Origin of the sequence: uncultured Paracoccus sp. (genome assembly GCF_947487305.1) — a bacterium.
Classification (GTDB): Bacteria; Pseudomonadota; Alphaproteobacteria; order Rhodobacterales; family Rhodobacteraceae; genus Paracoccus.
Window position 1 is genome coordinate 328,302 of the sequence record NZ_CANKWH010000002.1, and the last position, 18,201, is coordinate 346,502.

Here is an 18,201-nt window from a genome sequence, read left to right on the forward strand (position 1 = left end):
CAAGGTTAGGCCGATTCTCGCTGCGCGGAAAGACGGTTAACGGGGCATGTTCGGCAAGCCGCCGCCATCGGCAAAGCTGCCCATTGTCCCCCGGGACGCGACGGTGCATGTAGGGTGGCAAATTGTTTGGAGCTTGAAATGATCCCGGTCTTCGACGGGCACAACGACTACCTGCAGCGCGCCGTGGCGGCTGGTCCTGCGGCCGATGATCTGTGGCTGAGGGGCGATGGCAGCGGCCATATGGACCTGCCGCGCCTTAAGGCGGGCGGCATGGTCGGGGGCTTCTTCGCCATCTGGATCCCGGCCCGGGACAACCCGAATGGCGCGGCGGCGGCGGCGGCGATGGAGAACCCGCCCTATGCCCTGCCGCTGGCCGGCGAGATCGACCATGACAGCGCCCTGCCCCATGCCTTCGAGCAGGCGGCGGCGCTGTATCGCATGGAACGGACCGGCACGCTGGACGTGGTCCGCAGCGCCAAGGGCATCCGCGACAGCATCGCCGCCGGCCGCATCGCCGCCATCCTGCATATCGAGGGGTCCGAGGCGATCCGCGACATGGATGCGCTGCATCTGTGGCATCAGGCCGGGTTGCGCTCGCTGGGGCCGGTCTGGTCGCGGCCGACGGTCTTCGGCCATGGCGTGCCCTTCGAATATCCCGGCGGGCCGGACCAGGGGCCGGGGCTGACGAGCGCCGGGCGCGACCTGATCCGCGCATGCAACAGGCTGCGCATCATGATCGACCTGTCGCATCTGAACGAGGCCGGGTTCAACGACGTGGCGGCGCTGTCGGATGCGCCGCTGGTCGCCAGCCACAGCTGCGTCCACGCGCTCTGCACCACGCCGCGCAACCTGACCGACCGGCAGCTGCGGGTCATCGCCGAAAGTGACGGGCTGGTCGGGCTGAACTATGGCGTCAGCTTCCTGAACGCCGATGGCCGGCGCGTGCCCTTCACCGGCTTCGACCCGATCTTGCGCCATCTCGACCATATGCTGGCAATCCTCGGCGAGGATGGCGTGGCGCTGGGGTCGGATTTCGACGGCGCGCTGATGCCCGCCGACCTGCCCGATGCAGCGGCGCTGCCGGCCCTGACCCAAGCCATGCTGGATCACGGCTATGGCCAGACCCTGACCCGCAAGATCGCCGCCGAGAACTGGATCGGCGTGCTCGAGCGGACCTGGGGCGGCTGAGGCTGACGGCCCAACAACAAAAAGGCCCGGCTCGCACAAGCGCGCCGGGCCTTTTTTGTAGTCCGCCAAGGCACCTATTCGGTGCGCGGCGCCTCTTGGCCGATCTCGCCCGGCACCGGCCCCGCCTGTGCCACGGAAATCATCTGCGCCAGTTCGGGATCGGCGGTCAGGTCGGCAAAGGCGTATTTCGCGGTGACGCTGTTCGCCGACAGCTCGACGTTCTTCACGACCTGCGGGCCGGGCGCGGCCGGGCCATAGGTGCGGCCATTGACGGCGAAATAGACGGCGCCGGAATTGCCGGTGCGCAGTTGCGGCGGCTCTTCGAGATTGGGCAGGCTGAAGCGTTCCCCCGCATCCATGATCTTTTCCAGCAACACCGTGCCATCCGAAGCCGTCACCCGCACCCAGGCGGGACGCGCGGCCAAAAGCTCCAGCGCCGGCGCATCGGGCGCAACCGTGCGCACGGCCAGTTGCTCGGCGGGAAGTTGCGGGCCGAAATCCATCGGCTGGCCGCCCGAGGCCACCACCGTCTCGGGCGCGGCCCCCGTCCCGGTCGTGCCGGTGTTGGCCACCACCGTCTCGGCTGGCGCGGGCGGCAGGGTCAGACCCGGATCGATGGCCGAGATCGGCCCGTCGCGGGCGGTCAGCACCGGCGCCTCGAGGATCTGCGGGCGATAGGCCCGGTCCAGCGATTCCGGCTGCGGCAGGCTGGCGGCCAGGTCGACGCCCTCGCCCTGGTCCAGTTCCGGCTGCGGCAGGCCGCCGGCCTGCACCGGGTCCAGATCCGACACCACCGTCGGCGCGTCATCGCCCGGCGTCACATTGACCCGCTGCACTTCCTGCAGCACCGACCAGCCGCCATAGCCCAGACCGGCGATCAGCGCGATCAGCACCACCAGCGAGCCGATGGCACGCGGCTCGACCGAGGACCAGAAGCTTTCGGGCTGGGGAATGAACAGGGCGCGGGGATTGGCCAGCGCCTCGGCCGGATCCGAGGGGCGGCGTGCGGGCTTGGGCCCGGCCGCCGAGGCCGACATGCCATGGGTCGGCTGGAATCCCGATTCCGCGCAGAAGCGGCGGAAGGTCCAGTCCGGATCCATGTCCAGGTAGCGCGCGTAGGACCGCACATAGCCCGAGATGAAGCTGGGCGCGTCAAAGGCGGTGATGTCGCAATTCTCGATCGCCGCCACATAGGAGGCGCGAATGCGCAACTCGCGTTGCACATCAAGCAGCGACTTACCCTTGGTGGCACGCTCGCCGCGCATGATGTCACCAAGGCGGGTGTCATCGTCGTAAAATCCAGTGGTGTCCGTCATCGGAGCCACCCCTTCTTCCGGGCCAGTTGCCCGAATACCGCTCATACCGAACTGCCTCACAGCGCGATTATTGATTACCCACGCGAATCACGAGGATAACGACCTTTGTCTGAAAAAAGATTATCACGGATGTGAGAGCCTCACACCCCCTCGCGCATTTTACGCCACGATTTCGGCGCGATTCAACGCACAACGTGACCAGAGTGCATCCATCGCGCGAATGAGATGCTCGATCTGCTTGCTGTCATGAACCGGCGACGGGGTGAAGCGCAGACGCTCGGTTCCGCGCGGCACGGTGGGGAAGTTGATCGGCTGAACATAGATGCCGAAATCGGCCAGCAGCATGTCCGACAGCATCTTGCAATGCACCGGATGGCCGACATGGACCGGCACGATATGGCTGCCATGATCGATGATCGGCATCCCGAGGCCCTTCAGCCGCATCTTCAGGATGCGGGCATGAAGCTGCTGGGCATCGCGCAGCCTCTGACCGCCCTCGCCCTTGAGGAAGGCGATCGAGGCCGCAGCCCCTGCCGCCACCGCCGGCGGCAGCGAGGTGGTGAAGATGAAGCCCGGCGCATAAGAGCGGATGGCATCGACCATCTTGGCCGAGGCGGCGATATAGCCGCCGAACACGCCAAAGGCCTTTCCAAGGGTGCCGTTGATGATGTCGATGCGCGCGCTCAGCCGGTCACGTTCGGCCACGCCGCCACCGCGGGGGCCATACATGCCGACGGCATGAACCTCGTCGAGATAGGTCAGCGCACCGAATTCCTCGGCCAGGTCGCAGATCGCGCCGATCGGGGCGAAATCGCCATCCATGGAATAGATCGATTCGAAGGCGATCAGCTTGGGCGCGGCCGGATCGTCGGCGGCCAGCAATTCGCGCAGATGCGCAAGGTCATTGTGGCGGAAGATCCGCCGCGCGCCGCCATTGCGCTTGATCCCCTCGATCATCGAGGCATGGTTTAGCGCGTCGGAATAGATGATCAGGCCCGGGAACAGCTTGGGCAGGGTCGACAGCGTCGCATCATTGGCGATGTAAGCGCTTGAAAACACAAGCGCCGCCTCCTTGCCATGCAGGTCAGCCAGTTCGGCTTCAAGCTGCTTGTGATAGACGGTCGTGCCCGAGATGTTGCGGGTTCCGCCCGAGCCGGCGCCGGTCGCGTCCAGCGCCTCGTGCATGGCGGTCAGGACGACCGGATGCTGGCCCATGCCCAGATAGTCATTGCCGCACCAGACGGTAATGTCCTGCTTGGTGCCGTCGGGACGGGTCCAGACCGCCTGCGGATACCGGCCCTTGCTGCGCTCGATATCGATGAAGGTGCGATAGCGGCCTTCCTCGTGCAGCTTGTTGATGGCCTGATCCAGTTGGGCGTCGTAGTTCATCCCGGCGTGTCCCTTGCATAGCTGGCTGGGTGCGATCATGGTCTGATCACGCGCGTCCTGTCTTAGTTACAGTCCATGCAACAGAAATGACAGGGCCAAATTGTCGCAATGCGGCGAAAGACGTATGCCGAAAACAGATAAAATCTCTCGGAAAGGATAGCACAGAATGGCGGAGCAATCGAGGCTGGACGAGGTTCTGGCAGCACTGGATGCAGGCCAGCCTGCGGCGATCGAACGGCTGCTGGGTTTCCTGCGCATCCCCTCGATTTCCACCGACCCGGCGAACAAGGGCGATGTGCGCGATGCCGCAGAATGGCTGTGCAATGAATTGAAATCGCTCGGTTTCGAGGCCTCCGTGCGCGACACCACCGGGCATCCGATGGTGGTCGCCCATTCGCAGCCGGGCGGTGCGCGGCCGGTGCTGTTCTATGGACACTATGACGTGCAGCCGGTCGATCCGCTGGAGTTGTGGGACAAACCGCCCTTCGAGCCGGCGCTTGAAGAGACGGCGAAGGGTCCAGTGATCCGCGGTCGCGGCGCATCCGATGACAAGGGACAGCTTATGACTTTCGTCGAAGCCTGCCGGGCGTGGAAATCGGTGCACGGCGCGCTGCCCGCCGGCCTCACCCTGCTCTTCGAGGGCGAGGAGGAATCGGGCTCGCCCTCGCTGCGGCCTTTCCTCACCGAAAACGCCGAAGAGCTGAAGGCCTCGCTGGCGCTGATCTGCGATACCGGGCTTTATGCCGATGGCCGCCCGGCGATCACCACGCAGCTGCGCGGGCTGGTGGGCGAAGAGGTCATCATCCACGCTGCCGACCGCGATCTGCATTCGGGCAGTTTCGGCGGGTTGGCGGCCAATCCGATCATGATCCTATCCCGTGCGCTGGCCGCGCTGAAGGACGAGAATGGCCGCGTCACCCTGCCCGGCTTCTATGACGGGGTGCAGGAGCTCAGCGACGAGCTCAGCCGCGACTGGCAGGCGCTCGGTTTCGACGCCGGTGAGTTCCTGTCCCGGGTCGGGCTGAAGCACCCGATCGGCGAGAAGGGCCGCACGGCGCTGGAGATGGTCTGGAACCAGCCCACCGCCGAGATCAACGGCATTGCCGGCGGCTATGCCGGCGAGGGGTTCAAGACCGTGCTGCCGGCCGAGGCCCGCGCCAAGGTCAGCTTCCGCCTGACCGGCCAGCAAGACCCGGCCAAGATCCGCAACGCCTTCCGCGCCCATGTCGAAAGCTTCCTGCCCGCCGATTGCCGGGTCGAGTTCCACGAACATGGCGGCAGCCCAGCCAGCGTCATGGACACCTCGGACCCGGCCTTCGCGGCGGCGAAGGCGGCGCTTTCCGAGGAATGGGGGCGCGAAGCGGCCTATATCGGCGCCGGCGGATCGATTCCCATTGCCGGCGATTTCCAGCAGATCCTCGGCATGGATTCGATGCTGATCGGCTTTGGCCGCGACGATGACCGCATCCATTCGCCGAACGAGAAATATGACGTCGAGAGCTTCAGCAAGGGCGCGCGCTCTTGGGCGCGGATTCTGGCGACGCTGCAATAGCGTGCGGCACGGGCGCGGCGGTCAGCCGCGTCCGCGATAGCCGGGCACGCCCTGGTCGGGGATCCAGATCCCCTCGGGCGCGCTTCCGGTCTGCCAGAACACATCGATGGGCATGCCGCCACGCGGATACCAGTAGCCGCCGATCCGCAGCCAGCGCGGGGACAGAAGATCGACCAGCCGCCGCCCGATCGAGACGGTGCAATCCTCGTGGAAGGCGCCGTGATTGCGGAAGCTGCCAAGGAACAGCTTCAGCGATTTCGACTCGACCAGCCAGTCGCCCGGCACATAGTCGATCACCAGATGGGCGAAATCGGGCTGGCCGGTCAGCGGGCAGAGGCTGGTGAATTCGGGCTGGGTAAAGCGCACCACGTAGCCCGTATCGGCCTGCGGATTGGGCACCCGTTCCATTACCGCCTCCTCCGGGCTTTGCGGCAGGCGGGTCGGCTGGCCCAGCTGGGTCAGCGCGTCGGTGTAATGGCTCATGCAAGGCTCCTGTTTTGACCGGGTGGGCTGCGACCGGATCGGCGCGGATCAAGAACCCGTGCCGCATTCATCTTGGATCAAATATCCTCGGGGGGTCCGGGGGGCGAAGCGCCCCCAGCTTCCCGTCAAAGCTGCGCCGCGACCTCTTCCGACAGGTCGAAATTGCCGGTGACGGTCTGCACGTCGTCATCGTCTTCCAGCGTGTCGATCAGCTTCATCAGCTTCTGCGCGGTTTCCAGATCGGTGATCTCGGTCGGCGCCTGCGCCTTCCAGATCAGCTTCGCCGTTTCCGATTCGCCCAGAGCCGCTTCCAGCGCCGCCGTCACGTCGTTGAGATCGGTATCGGCGCAATAGATCCAGTGACCCTCGTCATCGGTATCGACATCACTGGCGCCGGCCTCGATCGCGGCCATCATCACCGTGTCGGCATCGCCCACGCTGAGCGGATACATGATCTCGCCCACGCGGTCGAACATGAAGGCAACCGAGCCGGTCTGGCCCATGTCGCCGCCCGACTTGGTGAAATAGCTGCGCACGTTCGAGGCGGTGCGGTTGCGGTTGTCGGTCATCGCCTCGACCATGATGGCGATGCCGTTCGGGCCGTAACCCTCGTAGCGGATCTCGTCATAATTCTCGGCATCGCCGCCGATGGCCTTCTTGATGGCCCGGTCGATCACGTCCTTGGGAACCGAGTTCGACTTGGCCTCTTTCACCGCCAGACGCAGGCGCGGGTTCTTGTCGGGATCAGGGTCGCCCATCTTGGCGGCGACGGTGATCTCCTTCGACAGTTTCGAGAACAGCTTTGCGCGGATCCCGTCCTGCCGGCCCTTGCGGTGCTGGATATTCGCCCATTTGGAATGGCCTGCCATGATCTCTGGTCCTATGCGGTCATCGGAAGTGTTCAATCGTGGCGCTTTTAGTCCAGCCTGCACCCGGATCGCAAGACCGGCAGCGCCGGCAGATTGCGCATTCGCGCGGCGTCGCTATCCTTCGACCGTGACGAGTGCGAGGCTGCGGACATGACATATAGCCAGATCACCCTCTTCGCGATCTTCGCCGCCGTCATGGTGCTGATGTTCACCGGCCGCTGGCGGCATGACCTGGTAGCCTTTGCCGGGCTGATGGCGGCGGTTCTGCTGGGCGTGGTGCCCTCGGCCGAGGCCTTCGCCGGCTTCGGGCACCCGGCGACCATGGTGGTGGCGCTGATCCTTGTCGTCACCGCCGGGCTGCGCCGCTCGGGGGCCGAGGCGATGCTCACGCGGATCATCGAGGCGCGCGAACGCTCGGTCAGCCTGCATATCGCGGTGATGGGCGGGATCGGCGGGCTGATGTCGGGCTTCATGAACAATATCGCGGCGCTGGCGATCCTGATGCCGATCGACATGCAGGTGGCGCGCAAGGCCGGGCGGGCCGCAGGGCTGACGCTGATGCCGCTGGCCTTTGCCACCATCCTTGGCGGGATGCTGACGCTGATCGGCACGCCGCCGAACCTGATCGTCTCGGGCTTCCGGCAGGAGGTGCTGGGCGAGCCCTATCGCATGTTCGATTTCCTGCCCGTCGGCGGCGCGGTGGCGCTGGCGGGCATCGCCTTCATCGCCCTGGTCGGCTGGCGGCTGATCCCGATCCACGGCAATGGCGCCTCGGAAGAGACCGGCCATGCCGCGCTGCGCGACTATCGCACGCAACTGGTCGTGACCGAGGACAGCAACATTCTGGGCAGCGCCATCGGCGATCTGCAGGACGAGGCCGAGAAGGCCGAGATCCGCATCCTCTCGGTCAGCCGCCACGGCCACCCGGTCGAGGCGGATCTGCACGAGATCGTGCTGGAAGCCGGCGATGTCCTCGCGCTGCGCAGCACCCCCGATGCGCTGGATGATTTCCGCTCGGCCCGGAAACTCGCCTTTCCCGATGGCAGGCTGGAACCCCGCGCCCGCCGCCGCGAGGAGAACCAGCGACTGATCGAATGCCTGGTGCCGGTCGGCTCTCCGATTGTCGGGCGCACGGCGCAGTCGATCGGGATGGTGAACCGCTATGACACCGTGCTCTTGGGCCTGCGCCGGAGGGGCCGGATCATCGCCCGCGGCCTGTCGCGCCAGACCATCGAGCCGGGCGACCTGATGCTGCTCCTGATCCCGGAAAGCCGGGTGGACGAGGTGCCGGCGGCGTTGGGCGGGCTTCGGCTCGACGGTGCCTCGCGCCCGGTCATGCGCGAAGCGCAGATGTGGCAGACCATCGGGCTTTTCGCGCTGGCGGTGGGCCTGACCAGCCTCGGCCTTGTCACCATGCCCATCGCGCTTGGCTGCGTGCTGGTGGCCTATGTGCTCTTCGGGGTGCTGTCGATCAGCGAGGTCTATGACCATATCGACTGGCCGGTGGTGGTGCTTCTGGGCTCGATGATCCCGCTTGGCGTGGCGCTGGACGCGACCGGCGGCACCGCGCTGATCGCCAGCGGCATCGTCGCGGCCACGCAGGGCGCGCCGGCCTGGGTGGCGCTGGTGCTGTTGATGGCAACGACGATGTTCCTGTCGGATGTGCTGAACAACAATGCCACCACCATCGTCGCCGCCCCGGTCGGCATCAGGCTGGCCGAGCAGCTTGGCGTCGATGCCGATGCCTTCCTGATGGGCGTGGCGGTCTCGGCGGCCTGCGCCTTCCTGACGCCGATCGGGCATCAGAACAACACCCTGATCCTCGGCCCGGGCGATTACCATTTCAGCGATTACTGGCGCATGGGCCTGCCGCTCGAGGTGATCGTGATGCTGGTTTCGGTGCCGATGCTGCTGATCGTCTGGCCTCTGGGGTGAGGCTCTGTGCCTAACGAAAAAGCCGCGCGGACCCGTCAGGTCCGGCGCGGCGCACTCGTCACGATGTTCAGAAAATCAGATGTAGAGACCCGGACCGAAGATGCGGCGGACCTCGTCGGCGCGGGTGGTGCCGCGCGCGGCCAGCTGGGCGTCGGTCTGCTGGCTCAGGCGGCGCAGCGCGGCGGCGCGGGGGCCGGCCTCGGCCAGCGCGATCAAGCCGCGACCGATGGCGCGGAAGGGCGCGGTCAGGGTGTTGGCGATACTGGCAACGGGATTGGCGGTTTTCGGGGCGGCGCTGGTGATGTCAGCCATGATGGCCTCCTTGTCGTCTCAATTGCGTCTTCCTCCCGCCGGAACATGTGGGACAGGGGACAGCCCGAGACAAGGACCGATGCCGCAAAGCTGCGTTGCATCAGGGACATGGCAGGGAATACTTGACGTCGCGTCACGAACCGGCGGACCGGATCAGAGGTCCCAGAAGATCGGGATGACCAGCGAGGCGACGATCGCCATCAGGATGTTCAGCGGCAGACCGACCCGGATGAAGTCGGCAAAGCGATAGCCGCCGGGACCATAGACCAGCGTGTTGGTCTGGTAGCCGATCGGCGTGGCGAAACTGGCCGAGGCCCCCATCATCACCGCCACGACCAGCGGGCGCGGATCGACGCCCAACTGCCCGGCCAGCGAGATCGCCACCGGCGTCACGATCACCGCGACCGCATTGTTCGTCACCGTTTCGGTCAGGAACATGGCGACCAGGTAGACCGCCAGCACCAGCCCCCAGCTGGGCACCTCGGCCAGCCAGGGCGCGATGCGCGTCACCACCAGTTCCACCGCGCCCGAGCTTTCCAGCCCCGCGCCCACCGCCAGCATGGCAAAGATCAGCGCCATCAGCTGGCCGTCGACAAAGCTCAGCGCCTCGTCGGCATCGATGCAGCGGGTGATCAGCACCACGCAGACGCCGATGAAGGCCAGAACCAGAATGGGTGCGATGTTGAGGGCCGAGAGCGCGACCACGGCGACCAGCACGGCCACCACGATCGGCGCCTTCTTGCGGCGATAGGCGCGGTCCGAGGGGGCGTTGACCTCGACCATCTCCATGTCGCTCGACAGCCGCTGGATATCCCCCGGCGCCCCTTCCAAGAGCAGCGTATCGCCCACGCGCACCACCAGGTCGTCCAGCTGGCGGCCGATATTCTGGTTCTTGCGATGGGCCGCCAGCACATAGACGCCGTAACGGCGGCGCAGTCGCATCGAGCCGAGCGAGCGTCCGACCATGTGGCAGCCCGGCGTGATCAGCACCTCGACGGTCGAGGTCTGCACCGAGGAAAGCTTGTCGGCCAGCCGCAGGTTCTTGTTGTTCTGCAGGCCAAGCACCTCGGACATGGGCGTTCGCAGCACCACCCGGTCGCCGGCTTCCAGCCGCACCGCCGCCAGATCGCGGCGCAGCGAATCGTCGCCGCGCAGCACGTCGATCACCCGGGCGGTGTCGCGGGTGAAGATATCCACCTCGTCCAGCGCCTTGCCGATCAGCGCCGAATCCTCGGGGATCGCGACCTCGGTGAAGAATTTCATCTTCGAGCGGCCACTGCCCATCAGCTGCGACATGGAATCGCGCTCGGGCAGCAACTTCGGTGCCACCAAGAGCAGGTAGAGAATGCCCACCACCGCCATCGGCAGGCCGACCGGGGTGATCTCGAAGATCGAGAAGGGTTCCAGCCCGGCGCTGCGCGCCACGCCATCGACCAGAAGGTTGGTCGAGGTGCCGATCATCGTGACCGTGCCGCCGAGAATCGACAGGTAGGACAGCGGGATCAGCAGCTTCGAGGGCGACATCTGCATCTCTTTCGCCAGCTGCATGAAAATCGGCATCATCACCACGACCAGCGGCGTGTTGTTGACGAAGGCCGACATGGCGCAGACCACGCAGGAGATCAGCCCCAGCGTCATCATCGGATGGTCGCCCGCATGGCGCGCGGCCTTCTGGCCGATCCAGTCCAGCGCCCCGGTTCGGACCAGCCCGCCGACGATGATGAACATGAAGGCGATGGTCCAGGGCGCCGGGTTGGACAGCACCCCGGCGATGTGATCGACCTTGAGGATGCCGAGGAACAGAAGCACCGTCGCGCCGAGGATGGCAGTCACCTCGGGCGGATAGACCTCGCGGACGAACAGAGTCAGCATCCCGGCAATGATGACAATCGTGGCGATTGCCGATGCCGTCCCGGTCAGCTCAAGTCCGAACATTCAAACCTCATGGCTGCGATCTGCCGTGATCTGCCGGCATGTTTCCCCGATTCCCGCAGGCGCTGCAAGGACCGTGCTGCTCAGGGTCCGCGATCAAGCGCCGGTCCCGGGCGAGGGCTGCAGCCGCGGCCCCTGCCGGATCGGCAGGATCGAGGTGGCAAGCCCGGTGCGGTCATCGGTCTCGACGAAGACACCGCAGAGCGTCGCCTCTTCATTGGCGGGGGTAAAGCGGTCGCGGGCCATGCCGGTCAGGAAACGGCGCAGCGGCTCGGCCTTCTCCATGCCGATGATGCTGTCATAGTCGCCGCACATGCCGGCATCGCTGAGATAGGCGGTGCCGCGATTGAGGATCTGCGCATCCGCCGTCGGCACATGGGTATGGGTGCCCACGACCAGACTGGCGCGGCCGTCGCAGAAATGCCCGGCCGCCATCTTCTCGCTGGTGGCCTCGGCATGGAAATCGATCAGCGCCGCCTGCACCATCCCGCCCGGCGGATGGGCGCGCAAAACCGCATCGAGGGCCGAGAAGGGATCGTCGAAGGGCCGTTTCATGAACACCTGCCCCAGCGCCTGCGCCACCAGGATCTTGCGGCCGCGCTGGTCCTGGAACACCCGTGCGCCCCGGCCCGGCGCCTCGCGGGCGAAATTCAGAGGCCGGATGATCCGCGGCTCGCTGTCGATGAAGCCCAGCATGTCCTTCTGGTCAAAGGCATGGTCGCCAAGGGTCAGGCAATCAGCCCCGGCCTCCAGCAGCGTCTTGGCATGGGCGGCGGTCAGCCCCATGCCGCCACTGGCATTCTCGCCGTTCACCACGACGAAATCGGCACGCAATTGCTGCCGCAGGGGGGCCAGACGCTCGGTGATGGCGCGGCGGCCCGCCTTGCCCATCACATCGCCGAGAAACAGGATCCGCATGATATCTGCCTAAGCCAAGCGCCGGGGCGCGGCAAGGGATCGCGACCGGCGGATTATTGCTATACTTTGAGTTGTTAGTTTTTCATTCATACCACTGCCGGTAGAACCACCCTGAAACGAACGGTTCAGGGTCGGTCTATGCGGCATATCGCGATATCTCTTCTGTTGGCAATGCTTGCTGCCCCTGCCCTCGCGTCAGAGGGCGGTTGCAGCGGCAGCAGCGGGCTGGCTCCGGCGGTCTCGGCGCTGGCCCAGCAGACCAATGCCACGCGGGCCGCGCGCGGACAGGCGCAGTTGCGGGTCGATGCAAAGCTGAGCCAGGTGGCGCAGCGCCATGCCTGCGATCTGGCCCGCCGTCAGGTGGTCAGCCATCGCGACAGCAAAGGCCGCAAGCCGATGGCACGGGTGAAAGGCGCAGGCTTCCGGGCCTGTTTCTCGGCCGAGAACGTCGCGCAGGGCACCAAATCGGCAGGCGGCACGGTGAAGGCCTGGCAGGGTTCCTCCGGCCATGCCCGGAACCAGCAGGACCCGCGGGCGAAATCCATGGGCTTCGGCGTGGCGCAGGGTGCGGATGGGCGGCTTTACTGGGTCGGGCTCTATGCCGCGCGTTGCGCGGTGCAGGAGGCCAGGGCCGCCGCCGGCAAGGTCAGGCCCTTCCGCTGGTAATCCAGACCCTCAGGCGCTCAACGCGATGACGTGATTGTCCCAGTTGCGCGGGCTGCGCGCCAGTGGCCTGACGGCCTCGCCCTCGCTCCTCAGCACGCCGCCGCTGCCATCGGTCATCAGGAAGCCTTGCGCCAGCCCGGCCAGACCGCAGACATCGGCCCGCGTGACCGCGCCAAGGAAATTGCCCGCCGCATCGAAGCGATGCAACCGACCGCCGCGCGGCGAGGTGATCGCCACCTCGGCCCCCGCCCGGTCAAAGGCGATGCTGCCCGCATAGCCCTGCAAGACGCGCTGCTCGGCCTCGGGCGCCGAGGCCAGCACCGGCGCCGCATCCCGGCGATGCAGCCCCAAAAGCGGGACGAGCATCTCGGGATCGCCTTCCCATTGCATCGCAAAGCCCACCACCCCGCCGGGCCCCACGGCCAGATGCCGGATCGAGTTGAACTGCAGATCATCCGCCAGTTCGACCATCTCCAGCAGATCGCCCTCGGGCGAGAGATAGGCGAGGTTCGGCCGCATGGTCGGGATGTTCAGCTTGGTCCGGTCGGTCGGGTCGGTGGCAATGCCGCCATTGCCGACGACCAGCGTGTCATCCGCCAACCGCACCACCTCATGCGGGCCGATGCCGCCGGTGGGCCGCTCGCCGATCCGGCGATAGTTGTCCGTCACCGACCAGAGGCCCAGATAGCCCGCGCTGTCACTGGCCCGCTGCTCGGTCGTGACCAGCAGATCGCCACCCTCGATGAACACACCGTGACCGTTGAACTGTCGGCCCTCGGGCGGGGTCAGGCGGTGCCGCACCTCGCCTCCGGCGCAGTCGATGACCAGCGCATAGGCACCGGGCCGGCGGGCAAAGACCACCGCTTCGGGCCGGGTCGGATGGCCGGCCCCGGCATGGCCGCGCGCCGGCAGCGGCACCCGGAAGGTATCCACGCCGCCCTCGGTCAGCCCGTAAAGCGCGTAGCTCTCATCCGCCTCGCGCGCGCAGGCGAGGAAGGCCGGGCTGCCAGCATCGGCCCAGCTGAGCCGGGGCACCGCCGAGGCAGCCAGCAGGGCGGCAAGGAAGCTGCGCCGGTTGGTCCGCATCTCAGTCACCATCCGCCGAGTTGAAGCCGGCGGCAACGCCCAGCTGCGCGCCCAGTTCCGTCTCGACCGCCTGCCGGATCGCCTGCACCCGCTGGCGCAGCACATCGGCGCGGAACCAGGCCTGCGCATCGGCAATGTCCTGAAAACCCGGATCGACCACGACACTGGCCGCGGCATCTGCCGCGTCGAATGCGGCCTCGGTGAGCGGGATCGGGCCATCGGCCAGCGCCAGTGCCAGCGCCCGCTGCGCCTTCAGCGAGGCGCGGATATTCGGCAGCGACCGGGCCGAGCGCCAGGCTTCGGCCCGCTTGGGATGGGGCTTGTCGAAACTGTCCAGGGGCCGGGCAAGGCGCTGATCCTCGGTAAACTCGAGCCCGGCGAGAAGCTGGGTATAAAGCGCCTGCACCGCCTCCTCAGGGGCCAGATAGGTGCTGTTCCCCGGCTCGCCCGCCGTGGTCAGAGTGGCTGCAAAGCCCTCGCGCCAGCCCTGATCCAGCGCCTTCGCCTGCGCCGCCAGATCGGCGGCAACGGTCGCCGTCAGGGCGCAGCGATAGGCGGGATCGCCGGCGGGCTCCGGGTCAAAGACCAGCGTATCGAGCGCAAAGAACCCCCGCGCCGCCGCCGAGACCTGCGCGTAACCCGCCGGATCGGTGCCAAGCGGGTCCTGATCGGCTATCATCCGGTTCAACGCGCGCGGTGTCGCAGACCGGCTGTCGGGCCAGAAGGCAATGGTGATCGCCGCCAGTTCGCCCGGACCAAGGCGCAGATGACCGACCTGCATCCAGGCATCGAAAGCCGCGTCATAGGCGGGCCGGATCGCCGCCGGATCGCAGCTTGCCGCCGTCGCCTCGGCCAGCGCCTCAGTGGTCGTGGCAAGCGCCGCATAGCCGGGCAGTATCTGCGTGTCGACCGCACGGGCCAGATCGGCATGAACGGGCGCGGCAAGTGCAAGGGCCAGACCCGCCGCGAGAACGAGGAACTTGGTGTCAGGCATCAGAGACTTCCCAGAAAACGGATCAGCGCGGCGCGATCCTTGGCCGACAGGGTGACGAAACGCTCGCGTGCCGCCTCGGCCTCGCCGCCATGCCACAGCACCGCCTCGGTCAGATTACGCGCGCGGCCGTCGTGAAGAAAGCGGGTATGACCGCTGACCTGCTTGGTCAGCCCGACACCCCAGAGCGGCGGTGTGCGCCATTCCTGCCCGGTCGCCCGGCCCTCGGGGCGGTTGTCGGCCAGACCCTCGCCCATGTCATGCAGCAGGAAGTCGGAATAGGGCCAGATCAGCTGAAAGCTCTGCTCGGGCCGGTCGCTCATCCGGCTGGTGACGAATTTAGGCCGGTGGCAGGCGATGCAGCCCGTGTCATAGAACAGCTTCTTGCCGGCCAGAACCTCGGGATCGTCGACATCGCGGCGGGCGGGCACGGCGAGGTTGCGGGCATAGAAGGCAACGAGGTCCAGCCCCTCCTCGTCGATCTCGGTGCCGCGCGCGTCCTTGTCGCCATGCGGTCCCGCGCGGCATTCGGCCTCGGCCACGCTGCATTCGCCCCAAGGGTCGGGGAAAAGCGGCGTCGAGATGCCGACATCGCCGGAAAAGGCGGCGGCGGATTGTTCGCGGATGGTGGCGGCCCCGGCCTTCAGGCCAAAGCGGCCCAGCATCAGCCGGTCATATTCGGGGCTTTTCACCACCGCCGCCCGACCCGAAACGCCATCGCCATCGGCATCCTCGGGGTCCTCGTTCGCAAGGATGTCCGCCGCCGGGATCGCCTCGACCAACCCCAGCCCGATCATCTGCGGCGCGATCCGGGGGCTGATCATCACCCCCTCGCCAAGCGGACCGTATTGCGGGTCTTCGATACGCCAGTCGGGGCGCAGGAGGCTGGCGGTCTCGCCATCGGGAAAGGTGAAGGGTTCCTCGGTCCAGGACACCGCCACCTGCCCCTCGGGGGCCTTGCCCGGCGTCGCCAGGGGCTGCAACTGGTTGCCATAGGCCGGATGCGGAGCGGCGGGTTCCGGCGGCGTGCCATCGCGGCTGGCGAGGTAATCGGCCACGTCGCCAATGGCGGCCTCGGCGGGAACGGACAGGCGCAGCAACATCGAATGCGCCCCCGCTTCGTCGGGCAAGGGCGGCTGGCCGCGCCCGTCCTTCAGGTGGCAGGATTGGCAGCCGCGCGAATTGTAAAGCGGCCCCAGCCCGTCCGAGGCCAGCGTTGACGAGGGCGAGGACACCCAGAGCTTGCGGAAAAGCCCGTTGCCCAGCTTGAAGCGCAGCTCGTCCTCGAAGCTGAGATTGGCCGAGAATTGCGAGAAGGCATCAGCGGTGGGCAGCACCCGAACCGTGCCGCCGCCGCCGGGATTGGATTCGAATTTCTCGGGGGCCGAGAAATCCGTGGTCGGCGCGGTCACGCGGGCGATGCGCTCGGCCTCGGCTGCCGTGCGCGGCAGCGCCTGCAGGTGCGGATCGGCGGCCAGCAGGTCGACGCCCGCCACCGACTCCGCGCCAAGCGGCAGGCTCAGCGCGGCGAGACAGGCAAAGGCTAATCCAGAGGTCAGACGCATGATGCGCGGTTTACTGGAACACGGCCTCGGGATTGTCGAGGCTGTCCGAGCCTTCCAGCGACAGATCGGCCAGACCCAGCGCCGTCACCGCGCGCTCGATCGAGCGGGTCTGGGTGATCAGGCTGTCCACCGCCGCCATGATCAGCTTCTCGCCCTCGGCATTGCCGGGCGCCAGCATCTGGTCATAGGCCATGCCGCCCTTGGCGGCCTCGCGCAGCCCGTCCAGCGCCGCAACGCTGGCATCAAGCTCGGTCTTCAGCTGCGTGTCCACGGCCGGATCGGCGGCGGCGACCAGTTCCGACAGCGAGGGGCCGCTGACCGTGCTGCCATCGACGCGCTGATACTGGCCCAGATAGACGTTCCGGATGCCCAGCCCGTCATAGTAATGGCTGTTCACGGTGTTGTCCGAGAAGCAGTCATGCTCTTCCTCGGGGTCGTTCAGCATCAGGCCAAGCCGGATGCGCTCGCCGGCCAGCTCGCCATAGGAGAGGCTGCCCATGCCGGTGAGGATGGTGGCCAGACCGGCCTGCGGATCGGCGGTGACGGCCGTCCGCGCCGCGCCCCCTTCCGCCCATTGCTTTGCCATCCAGTCGAGATCCGAGATCAGAAGATCGGTCGCGGCAACCAGATATTGCCCGCGCCGGTCGCAATGGCCGTTGGTGCAGGCCTCGCCCGCAGCGTAATCGGTGAAGGGGCGGTTGCCCGCACCCGGGCCGGTGCCGTTCAGATCCTGCCCCCAGAGCAGGAATTCGATGGCGTGATAGCCAGTGGCGACATTGGCCTCGACCGAGGCCGCCTCGTGCAGCTTGTCCTGCAGCAGCTCGGGCGTGATGGTGGTGGCGTCGATCTCTTCGCCCGACAGTTCGAACGTGGGCGAGGCGATGACGTTCAGCACCGCATAGTCGTTTTCATCCGTCGCCCCGCCATAGGCGGCATCGACATAGTCGATCAGCCCCTCGTCCAGCGGCCAGGCATTCACCTTGCCCTCCCAGTCATCGACGATCGGGTTGCCAAAGCGGAAGGCCTCGGTCTGCTGGTAGGGCACGCGGGCGGCAAGCCAGGCCTCGCGCGCCGCCGCCAGCGTCTCCTCGGACGGGGCTTCGACCAGCGCTCCCACCGCACCGCGCAGCGCCTGCGCCGTGGTCAGACTGTCGCCATAGCCAGCCTCGGCGATGTCGGCATAGGTCGCCAGAACGTCGGCAGGTTCTGCGGACCAGGCAGCCCCGCCCAGCATCAGCGCGGGGGCAATGGCCAGCAGCAGCGGGCGGGAGAAACGGGTGCGGGACATGAGCTTTCCTTCCGAAGGACTCGGGCCAATCGGCGAAAACCTGAGCGAAGGCCTCAGATTTGTCAATCGGATAGACCGAGAGAAACAATCGGAAACTGTCGCACCTCCCGCGCCGGGTCAGACCATGCCAAGCGCCTGCTTGTAAAGCTCGAGGATCGCATCCTCTTCCTGCCGCTCGTCGGCCGATTTCTTCCGCAGCGTCACCAGCTTGCGGATCGCCTTGCTGTCATAGCCGCGGCCCTTCAGCTCGGCATAGACTTCCTTGACCTGCTCGCCGATGTCCTTCTTTTCCGCTTCCAGATGCTCGATGCGTTCGATGAACTGGCGCAGCTCGTCGGCGGTCACGTTATAGGGGTCGGTCATGTTTTTCTGCACTCCGGTTCAGTTGCTGCCTCATCGCGGGGCAGGCATAGGCGGTCTTGCCGCGCCGTGCAATCGGGGCTAGGGCCAAGGCGCAAGGGGGCGCGGAATGACGATATTCGATTGGCTGATCTGGGGCGGTGCGGCGCTGACCATGCTGGGCGTGGTGCTGCTGATGTGGTGCATCGCGACAGTGGCGCGGGCGCGCAAGGCGGGGCTGGACGATGCCGCGCTGAAGGACAAGATGCGCCGCGTGCTGATGGTCAACATGGCCGCGCTTGGCGCCTCGACCATCGGGCTGATGTCGGTGGTGCTGGGGATTTTTCTCGGCAGTTGAAATCCCGGTGAATT

General features: G+C 66.7%; 17 protein-coding genes. 5 read left to right on the plus strand and 12 right to left on the minus strand.

Annotated features, from left to right (window positions below; all coding sequences use genetic code 11):
* The first annotated feature begins 138 nt into the window (after positions 1 to 138).
* Complete coding sequence (locus Q1A36_RS04245) at positions 139 to 1,188, plus strand: dipeptidase (RefSeq protein WP_299840217.1); 1,050 nt, start codon at positions 139 to 141, stop codon at positions 1,186 to 1,188.
* A 74-nt stretch (positions 1,189 to 1,262) separates the two neighbouring features.
* On the opposite strand, the gene Q1A36_RS04250 is transcribed toward Q1A36_RS04245, so the two are convergent.
* Positions 1,263 to 2,504 (minus strand): helix-turn-helix domain-containing protein, encoded by a 1,242-nt coding sequence (locus tag Q1A36_RS04250; protein ID WP_299840218.1) that lies wholly within the window; start codon positions 2,502 to 2,504, stop codon positions 1,263 to 1,265.
* Between the two features lie 159 nt (positions 2,505 to 2,663).
* Complete coding sequence (hemA, locus tag Q1A36_RS04255; protein WP_299840220.1) at positions 2,664 to 3,893, minus strand: 5-aminolevulinate synthase; 1,230 nt, start codon at positions 3,891 to 3,893, stop codon at positions 2,664 to 2,666.
* A gap of 166 nt (positions 3,894 to 4,059) precedes the next feature.
* Here hemA and Q1A36_RS04260 point away from each other — a divergent pair, with 166 nt between their 5' ends.
* Positions 4,060 to 5,445, plus strand: a complete 1,386-nt coding sequence (locus tag Q1A36_RS04260) for a dipeptidase (protein ID WP_299840221.1) — start codon at positions 4,060 to 4,062, stop codon at positions 5,443 to 5,445.
* Positions 5,446 to 5,466: 21 nt separating this feature from the next.
* On the opposite strand, the gene queF is transcribed toward Q1A36_RS04260, so the two are convergent.
* Both queF and Q1A36_RS04270 read right to left on the minus strand, forming a co-directional pair.
* The gene (queF, locus tag Q1A36_RS04265; RefSeq protein ID WP_299840223.1) at positions 5,467 to 5,928 is read right to left on the minus strand and encodes a preQ(1) synthase; all 462 of its coding nucleotides are present in this window, start codon (positions 5,926 to 5,928) and stop codon (positions 5,467 to 5,469) included.
* A 125-nt stretch (positions 5,929 to 6,053) separates the two neighbouring features.
* Positions 6,054 to 6,797, minus strand: a complete 744-nt coding sequence (locus Q1A36_RS04270) for a YebC/PmpR family DNA-binding transcriptional regulator (RefSeq protein WP_299840225.1) — start codon at positions 6,795 to 6,797, stop codon at positions 6,054 to 6,056.
* Positions 6,798 to 6,947: 150 nt separating this feature from the next.
* Between Q1A36_RS04270 and Q1A36_RS04275 the strand changes: the two genes are divergently transcribed.
* The gene (locus Q1A36_RS04275; RefSeq protein ID WP_299840227.1) at positions 6,948 to 8,732 is read left to right on the plus strand and encodes an SLC13 family permease; all 1,785 of its coding nucleotides are present in this window, start codon (positions 6,948 to 6,950) and stop codon (positions 8,730 to 8,732) included.
* 75 nt (positions 8,733 to 8,807) lie between these two features.
* Here the strand turns inward: Q1A36_RS04275 and Q1A36_RS04280 are convergent, their stop codons facing one another.
* The 3 genes from Q1A36_RS04280 to Q1A36_RS04290 all read right to left on the minus strand — a co-directional run bounded on the left by Q1A36_RS04280 (position 8,808) and on the right by Q1A36_RS04290 (position 11,894).
* Positions 8,808 to 9,044, minus strand: a complete 237-nt coding sequence (locus Q1A36_RS04280; RefSeq protein ID WP_299840229.1) for a DUF1127 domain-containing protein — start codon at positions 9,042 to 9,044, stop codon at positions 8,808 to 8,810.
* Positions 9,045 to 9,197: 153 nt separating this feature from the next.
* Positions 9,198 to 10,979 (minus strand): SLC13 family permease, encoded by a 1,782-nt coding sequence (locus tag Q1A36_RS04285; RefSeq protein WP_299840231.1) that lies wholly within the window; start codon positions 10,977 to 10,979, stop codon positions 9,198 to 9,200.
* Between the two features lie 93 nt (positions 10,980 to 11,072).
* Entirely contained in the window at positions 11,073 to 11,894 is an 822-nt protein-coding gene (locus Q1A36_RS04290; protein ID WP_101752019.1) for a TIGR00282 family metallophosphoesterase, read from the minus strand.
* A gap of 171 nt (positions 11,895 to 12,065) precedes the next feature.
* Between Q1A36_RS04290 and Q1A36_RS04295 the strand changes: the two genes are divergently transcribed.
* Positions 12,066 to 12,560, plus strand: coding sequence for a CAP domain-containing protein (locus Q1A36_RS04295; RefSeq protein ID WP_299840497.1), 495 nt, complete (start codon positions 12,066 to 12,068; stop codon positions 12,558 to 12,560).
* A 9-nt stretch (positions 12,561 to 12,569) separates the two neighbouring features.
* Here the strand turns inward: Q1A36_RS04295 and Q1A36_RS04300 are convergent, their stop codons facing one another.
* From Q1A36_RS04300 to Q1A36_RS04320, 5 genes are all read right to left on the minus strand, one after another.
* The gene (locus tag Q1A36_RS04300) at positions 12,570 to 13,658 is read right to left on the minus strand and encodes a DUF1513 domain-containing protein (protein ID WP_299840236.1); all 1,089 of its coding nucleotides are present in this window, start codon (positions 13,656 to 13,658) and stop codon (positions 12,570 to 12,572) included.
* The gene (locus tag Q1A36_RS04305) at positions 13,648 to 14,640 is read right to left on the minus strand and encodes an imelysin family protein (RefSeq protein ID WP_299840238.1); all 993 of its coding nucleotides are present in this window, start codon (positions 14,638 to 14,640) and stop codon (positions 13,648 to 13,650) included. The genes Q1A36_RS04300 and Q1A36_RS04305 overlap by 11 nt, the downstream gene beginning before the upstream one ends.
* On the minus strand, positions 14,640 to 16,202 hold the full coding sequence (locus tag Q1A36_RS04310) for a di-heme oxidoredictase family protein (protein ID WP_299840241.1): 1,563 nt from the start codon (positions 16,200 to 16,202) through the stop codon (positions 14,640 to 14,642). The genes Q1A36_RS04305 and Q1A36_RS04310 overlap by 1 nt, the downstream gene beginning before the upstream one ends.
* A gap of 10 nt (positions 16,203 to 16,212) precedes the next feature.
* Positions 16,213 to 17,490: an imelysin family protein gene (locus tag Q1A36_RS04315; protein WP_299840244.1), complete on the minus strand. Its 1,278-nt coding sequence runs from the start codon at positions 17,488 to 17,490 to the stop codon at positions 16,213 to 16,215.
* Between the two features lie 117 nt (positions 17,491 to 17,607).
* Positions 17,608 to 17,853 carry a DUF2312 domain-containing protein gene (locus Q1A36_RS04320; protein ID WP_101752025.1) on the minus strand — a complete coding sequence of 82 codons (246 nt, stop codon included), beginning with the start codon at positions 17,851 to 17,853 and terminating at the stop codon, positions 17,608 to 17,610.
* Positions 17,854 to 17,959: 106 nt separating this feature from the next.
* Here Q1A36_RS04320 and Q1A36_RS04325 point away from each other — a divergent pair, with 106 nt between their 5' ends.
* Positions 17,960 to 18,187 (plus strand): hypothetical protein, encoded by a 228-nt coding sequence (locus Q1A36_RS04325; protein ID WP_299840249.1) that lies wholly within the window; start codon positions 17,960 to 17,962, stop codon positions 18,185 to 18,187.
* The last annotated feature ends 14 nt before the right edge of the window (positions 18,188 to 18,201 follow it).